Source organism: Glycomyces dulcitolivorans (assembly GCF_003265355.1).
Taxonomy (GTDB): Bacteria; Actinomycetota; Actinomycetes; order Mycobacteriales; family Micromonosporaceae; genus Glycomyces; species Glycomyces dulcitolivorans.
On sequence record NZ_QFRW01000044.1, the window covers coordinates 2362 to 6924 of the forward strand.

At 73.4% G+C, this 4563-nt stretch carries 3 protein-coding genes; 1 reads left to right on the top strand and 2 read right to left on the bottom strand.

Translation table 11 applies throughout. From position 1 onward, the window contains the following. Positions 1-136: 136 nt before the first annotated feature. On the top strand, positions 137-901 hold the full coding sequence (locus DI269_RS02595) for an SDR family oxidoreductase (protein WP_112133578.1): 765 nt from the start codon (positions 137-139) through the stop codon (positions 899-901). Positions 902-947: 46 nt separating this feature from the next. Here DI269_RS02595 and DI269_RS02600 read toward each other — a convergent pair whose 3' ends face one another. Next, the gene (locus DI269_RS02600) at positions 948-4253 is read right to left on the bottom strand and encodes a DUF4132 domain-containing protein (protein ID WP_112133579.1); all 3306 of its coding nucleotides are present in this window, start codon (positions 4251-4253) and stop codon (positions 948-950) included. Positions 4254-4304: 51 nt separating this feature from the next. Beyond that, on the bottom strand, positions 4305-4563 hold a 259-nt coding region (locus DI269_RS02605; RefSeq protein WP_115509831.1), incomplete at its 5' end, for an ATP-binding cassette domain-containing protein.

The following is a 4563-nucleotide window of genomic DNA, read 5'->3' on the forward strand; positions in this document are numbered from 1 at the left end:
GGCGCGCAGGAACTCGGCGAGTGCGGTGCGGTCCATGCCTCCAGTATCGGGCCGATCGGGCCCGCGAACCAGGGACCGGCGATCCCCCGACAAGCGGTCTCTGCACATCGGCGGCGGTTTCGCCCAGGCTCGACTCATGGACATTTCAGGGAACGTCATCTTCATCCCGGGCTCGACCGGCGGCATCGGCCTCGCGCTCGCGCTGGCCCTCCAGGCGAAGGGCAACCGGGTCGTCGTGGGCGGGCGGCGCACGGCGGAGCTGGAGCGCATCGCCGCGGAGCACCCGGGCCTCGACACCGTCCGCATCGACACCGCCGACCCGGCGAGCGTCGAGGCCGCCGCGAAGGAGGTGCTGGAGCGCCACCCGGACCTGAACGTGCTGGTCACGATGGCCGGGATCATGCGCGCCGAGGACTGGCGCCGGCCCGAGGGGTTCCTGGAGTCGGCCGAGTCGGTCGTCAACACGAACGTGCTGGGCCCGATCCGCCTCATCGCGGCGTTCGTCGAGCACCTCCAGGCCCGCCCGGACGCGACGATCATGACCGTCACCTCGGGGCTGGCGTTCGCGCCGCTGCGGGCGACGCCGAGCTACAACGCCTCGAAGGCCGCGATCCACATGCTCAGCGAGTCGCTGCGGCTCCAGCTGGCCGACACGTCGGTGAAGGTGGTCGAGCTGGTGCCGCCGTCGGTGCGGACGCCGCTGACGCCCGGGCACGAGGACGACCCGCACGCGATGCCGCTCGACGACTACATCGCGGAGGTCATGGGGCTCATCGCGACCCAGCCGGATGCGCGCGAGATCCAGGTGGAGCGCGTCAAGTTCCTGCGCTACGCGGAGGTCCGCGGCGATTACGATCAGGTCGTCGGGGTCCTCAACGGCAATGAGCAGTTGAACGACTGAACCGTGAGCATGCCGGGCCCTCCTTCGGGAGGGCCCGGCGTTCGCGTCAGACCGCGGACTCGACGAGCTTCTCCAGGGAGATGAGCGCCTCGGAGGCGACCGCGGGGTCGACCGGCCCGAAGTCGGTCTTCACCTTCGGGTACCGCCAGCCTTCGAGGTCCTGTTCGGACAGTCGGACCTGCTGGAGGGTCTGGTCGCCGGAGGCGTCGAACTCGCCCGCGTAGAGGCCGGGGTCGAGGGCGATCACGATGTAGCCCGCTCCGCCGAGGCGGATCCAGACGCCGGGCTCGCAGCCGGCGTCCTGGGGTGCGGACCGGGTCCAGCCCCGCTTGACGAGCCCGAGGATCGCCCCGGCCGGCACGGTGACGCCCTCGAAGCGGCCGAGGACGCCGGTGCGCAGCTCCTCCTCGGTGAAGGCGCAGACCTGCCGCACGAGCTGTTCGAAGGGCTGCACGATCTCGTAGTCGGCGACGACCTCGGACCACGCCGCGAGCTCCTTGCCGAGGTGCACGGGGTGCGCGATGCGGACGGCCGCGTGCTCGGCGAGGACCAGCTCGTTCTCCTCGACGTCGGTCGGGGTGCGGTCCTCGGCGAGGCGGAAGGACACGGCTCCGGTGCCGTCGTCGGCGCTCCACACCAGGCGGCGGGCGAGGTGCCACACCAGCGGGTGCTCGGCGAAGTACTCGCGGAACTCGGCCGGCGTCCAGGTCCGCCCGGCGACCATGGCGCGTTCGAGGCGCTTGACCTGGTCGGCGGCGACGGTGCGGAGTTCCTTGCGCAGGTTCGCGAACCGCTTGTAGGCGGCGTCGGCGAGGTCCGCGTCGTCCTTGGCGGCGGGCTTGGGCAGGGACTTGCGCGGCTTGCCGTCGGCGTCGGTGACGAAGGGCTTGAGCTGCTCGTCGAAGCCGACCTTGAACCGCCTGGGGCCGTAGTCGAGGACGAGGGCCGACTCCTCGCGGAGCCCGAAGTCGGGCACGAGCCGGTCGGCGAGCTGCTCGGCGGAGAGCCCGAGGTTCGCGGCGATCGCGGTGATCTGCTCGCGGGCCTCCTGCTTGATCGCGGCGAACTTGGCCTTCTCGCCGATCCCCTGGATCGCGCGCAGGGCCGCCTCGGAGCCGATCGCGCCGAGGACCTGGAGGCCCTTGACGGCGCGGTGGTGCTGGTTCTCCCCCGGCCAGCGGCCGATGAGCGGGGCGAGGGCGCGCACGGTGTCGTCGTCGCCGAAGTGCATGAGCTGCATGAGGGCCCACGACTCGTCCCAGGGGGCGCCGGCGATGAGCCACTGCTCGAACAGGGCGAGGGAGAAGCGGGTCAGCGAGGCCCGGTCGCAGGTCTCGGCGAGGACCGCGACGCCGGCGTACTCGTAGTCGGGCGAGCCGAGGGCGAGGACGGTGGCGACGGCGCGGATCGCGGTGTCCGGCACGGCGAGTTCGCGTCCGGGGAGGAGGACCTGCGGGAGCACGGGCGGGGAGACCCACGGGCCGACCGCGGGGAGCTGGACGGCGGGGGCGAGCGGGTCGGCGTCGGCCAGGGCTTCGAGGGCCGCGGCCGCTTCGGGGCCGTACTGGGCGGCGGCTTCTCGGACGGTGTCGGAGTGGCCGCTCGCGGCGAGGTAGCGCAGGGCGGCCTCGGCGGCGGCCCGCGGCTTCTTGGTCTTGCCGAGCGCGTCGGGGACGAGCAGCGCGGCGGCGTCGGCGGGGTGCCGGTCGAGCCATTCGAACGCCAAGGGGCGCATGGTCTTCAGGCGCACGAGCGTGTCGGCCGCGAGGCGGGCCGCGGTGAGGTTGACGATGGGGAGGAACAGCCCGCGCAGCGAGGCGTTCAGCCCGGCCGCGATCGCGATCGGCTCGGCGGCGGCGTCGCCGTGGTTGGCGAGGATGCGCCGCCCGAGGCCCTCCCCGATGTGGCCGGTCGGCTTCCAGTCGGCGATGTGCGGGGCGACGAGCTCGGGCGGGGCCATGGCGAGGACGTCGTCCTGGAGGTGGGAGGGGACCTTCGCGAAGTCCTTCGCCAGCTCGGCGAAGTCGCGGTCGAGCTGGTAGCCGCGCAGGCCGGACTCGGCCTCGGCCCAGGCCTCGCGCTCGCCTTCGAGCCAGACGACGCGGTTGACCGCGGGCGGGGTGAGTCCTTTGAGGACGACCGGTGGGGTTTCGGGACTCGTTGCGTCCCAGGGCGGGGAGGCGAGCAGGGCCGGGAGCGCGTCGGCGGGGGCCGCCGGGAGGCGGTCGGCGGCGCCGGTCGCGTCCTCGACGACTGCGCGGACCGCGTCGGCCTGGGCGGCCAGGGCCGGGCCGAGGATCACCGGGTCGGAGTGCAGCAGCGTCGTGAAGCGTTTCACCGCAGCGGGTTCGGCGCCCGGGAGGCGGGCGGCGACGGCGCGGAGGGTGCGCTGGGGGAAGCGCGCGGCGGCCTCCATGGCGAAGGGCATCGCGGCCGCGTCGTCGAGGTTGTCGAGGATGAGGTCGAGTGCGGCGTCGTCGGGGACGGCCGCGAGCGCCTTGTAGAGGATCTTGCGCTCGTCGGTGCCGTGCCCGCGCCCGAACATCGCCTGGAGGACCGGCAGCGCGCCGGACCCGAGGCGGTCAAGGAGGTCGGCGACGTCCGCGAGCTGGAACCAGTGGTACCGCATCCCGCCCAGGGCGGCGCTGTCGAGCTGCTCGCGGGTGGTGACGACCCGCAGCAGCATCAGCGAGAGGTACGAGTTCGGCTGCTGCGCCATGTGCTCGGCGCAGACCTCGTCGAGCCAGGCCGACTCGCTCGGGAGCAGGAAGCTCACGACGAAGCGGTGCAACGGGTCGGCGCGGTGCGGCGCGAGCGCCTCGACGACGGCGGCGCGCTCGGGGTCGGGGAGCGCGGCGAGGTGCGAGCGGACCGCTTCGAACTCCTCGGAACCGTCGAAGCGGCTCAGGCGGTGGGCCTGGAACGACTGCGGGGCCAGGTGGATCGATTCGTCCTGGTCGTTCTTCTCGAACTCGACGAGGAGGTACTCGGCGAACGCGGCCGCGGCGAACGGCAGGCCGTGGTCGGCGGCGATCACGTCGAACACGGACAGACGGAAGGGCTGATGGCTGTACGAGGTCCGGACGAGGGCCAGGACGACGGCGGCACCGAGGAGGTCGGGCTCACCGTCGAGGAAGGCGCGGCCCGCGTCGCCGTGCCCGTCGGCGGCGAGGGCGAGGCGCTCGCGGACATGGGCGTCCTGGTCGGCCAGGAGCTTCCGGCCGGCTTCGACGTCGGGCCGGCGGAGCTTCGGCTTGCCGTTGCCGCGCCGCGGCCGCACGTAGCGGTTCCAGCCTTCGGGGAAGGCGAAGCGGTCCTCGTCGGGGAGCGCGGGAGTCTCGGTGTCGGTCACGGCCGCCAGTCTAGGAACCCGGTACGACACGCGGCGCGGGCGTCTTCGGGCTCAGATCAGGCGGCCCGCCTTGACGCGCAGGACGCGGTCGGCGAGGCGGTCGGCCGCGGCCTGCTCGTGGGTGATGAGCAGGATCGTCATGCCGCCCTTGCCTTTCAGGGCGGCGAGGAGGTCGAGGACGCCTTGGCGGGTGAGGGCGTCGAGGCCGGAGGTGATCTCGTCGCAGACGAGGACGTCGGGGTCGGCGGCGAGCGCGCGGGCGAGGGCGGCGCGCTGGAGCTGGCCGCCGGACAGGCGGCCGGGGCGGCGC

Excerpts from the sequence above, each read along its gene's own strand:
- DI269_RS02595 (WP_112133578.1), top strand. The coding sequence starts at position 137 with ATGGACATTTCAGGGAACGTCATCTTCATCCCGGGCTCGACCGGCGGC.